Below are 2,124 nucleotides of genomic sequence, written 5' to 3' on the forward strand. Positions count from 1 at the left end.
CGCGAGAACAGCACGCCGGTCTGCAGCTCGTGCAGCAGCCCGCCGGTCGACAGCGTGCCGCGAACGCCCAGGTCCAGCGCATCGGTGCGGCGGTGCTCGTCGTCGCTGCGGTAGTCGTAGAGGTCGTAGGTGCCGTCGCTGCAGTAGCGGTCGTAGTTGCCTTCGGCGCCGCAGCCGTACGGGAAGGCAAGGCGGTCGTCGCTGACCAGGCGCTGCGTCGCGAAGTGCGCCACGGCGCGCCAGTCGGCCGACAGGCGCTGCTGCCAGCGCAGCGACGCGGTGTCGCCGTCAAGCACCACCGGCTGCGACCAGGGCTGGTTGTTCAGGTTGGTCCGCGGGTCGTAGGCCGATGCATCGGGCACGCGGTTGCCCAGCAGGCTCATCGCCGGCACGCTGGGCTGCGAGCGGTGGCTGGTCTCGAACTCGGCCTCGAGCAGCGTGTCCGGCGTCACGCGCCAGTCGCCGGCCACCGCCAGCAGCTGGCTGTGGCCGCGCAGGTCGTGCGTCTGCGGATCGAGGTCGTCGTACTGCGCGTTGACCCGCATGCCGAAGGCATCGCCCTCTCCGAAGCGCTGGCCGATGTCGACACCGCCGCGCCAGGTGCGGCTTTGCTTCCACTCCAGCGCGGCCGAGCGCACCGTGCCCTCGGGCCGTTTCACGACCAGGTTGACCAGGCCGCCCGGCGCACTCGTGCCGGCCTGCATGCCGCTGGTGCCCTTCAGGATCTCGATGCGCTCCTTGTTGGCCAGCGGCAGCGCGGTCTCGGCATTGATCGGCAGGCCGTCGCGGCGGAAGTTGAAGCGGTTGTCGGTCGCGAAGCCACGCACCATCAGCGTGCTCCAGTAGCCCTCGGAGTTGTAGGCGTCGCCGAGGCTCGCATCGAAGCGCGTGATGTCGGCCAGGCTCTGCACGCCGGCATCCTTCATCGCGACGCTGCTGATCACGCTCGCCTGCAGCGGCAGCTTCGACAGCGGCAGGTCGCCGAAGCCGCCGATGGTGGCGACCGCATCGGGCGCGCGGCCGGTCACGGTGACCGGCGGCAGCGTCTGCGGATCGATGGTGCTGGTGGTGGATTGCGCATGCGCGCTGAACGCGGCTGCGATGCCCAGGGTCAAAGGCGCCAGCGGCGCCAGGGCAGGGGACTTGCAAGAACGGAATGCCATCGTACTTCCCGGTTTGGCGATGGCAGGTCGGCGCAACCGGGCCGCGGCAAAGAAGAGAGGATCCGCGGCACGACGCTTCCCTGCGCGAGGATTACCTCAGTCAGGTTCGAAGGGACTCTCTCAGCCGGTCACGTGAACGTGGCCAGCACCCCTAGCGATGCCCGCCGGGTGAGCGGCGGGCGGACGGATTTTGCACTATTTGGAGAACGTGGCCGAGTGACGGGTCAGGCGGCGTTCATGGACTTCAGCGAACGCCGCCTGGTGTAGCAAAGTCGACTTCCTCTGCTGTTGCGGTTCCGTTCTTCCGTCCGGGGTAGCTGATCCACTTCATCGCGACGTTCAAGTCGGCAACGACGCTTGAGGCCTCGATCTTCGGCCCGTTCTCAAGTTCGAGACTCTTCGTCGTGTGCGCATCCTTGACCAGAGTCAGGTCGTAGCCGCGATCCAGTGCGCCGTAGGCGGTGGCACGGATGCACCAGTTGGTCGCGGCGCCGGCCAGCACGATGTGCGTCGCGCCGATGCGCGCAAGCTCGGCTTCGAGCCCCGTCTCTTCGAACGACGACTCGAAATGCTTGTAGATCCGCGCTTCGCCTTGCGCGGGAACCAATTCCGGTACCAGTTGCCATGACGGCGAGTCGCGCACGAGTTCCTTGTCGTCATGTTGTACCCAGATCACGGGGACAAGTTGCTCCCGGGCGCGCTCAACAACGCGCGCGACGTTGTTGACGACTCGCGTGGTCTCCCAGGCTTCGGCCACGACGCTGACTTGAACGTCAACCACGACGAGCGCTGCTTGATTTCCGGTGCGGACTGTGGACATGGTCAGGATGCCTTGATGTGAGGTGGAGGGCAGGCGATCGATCTTCTGCCGCCCAACGTTTGACATGAGGGGTCAGGCGGCGCTTCGCCTGCGCTACCGGCTGCCATGTGCGGCTACCGGGGCTTCGGCCACGACAGGGAC

The 2,124-nt window shown here is 67.1% G+C and carries 2 protein-coding genes and 1 riboswitch; both genes read right to left on the reverse strand.

Annotation, left to right across the window (positions count from 1 at the left end):
• Nucleotides 1-1,163 (reverse strand): TonB-dependent siderophore receptor (locus AC1D12_RS31655; protein ID WP_477845139.1); only part of this gene is annotated, 1,163 nt, incomplete at its 3' end.
• A 60-nt stretch (nt 1,164-1,223) separates the two neighbouring features.
• A riboswitch (TPP riboswitch) is annotated at nt 1,224-1,326 on the reverse strand.
• An 81-nt stretch (nt 1,327-1,407) separates the two neighbouring features.
• Complete coding sequence (locus AC1D12_RS31660) at nt 1,408-1,983, reverse strand: isochorismatase family protein (RefSeq protein ID WP_477825682.1); 576 nt, start codon at nt 1,981-1,983, stop codon at nt 1,408-1,410.
• Nucleotides 1,984-2,124: the final 141 nt, after the last annotated feature.

It is taken from the genome of Rhizobacter sp. P1_G5, assembly GCF_056405435.1.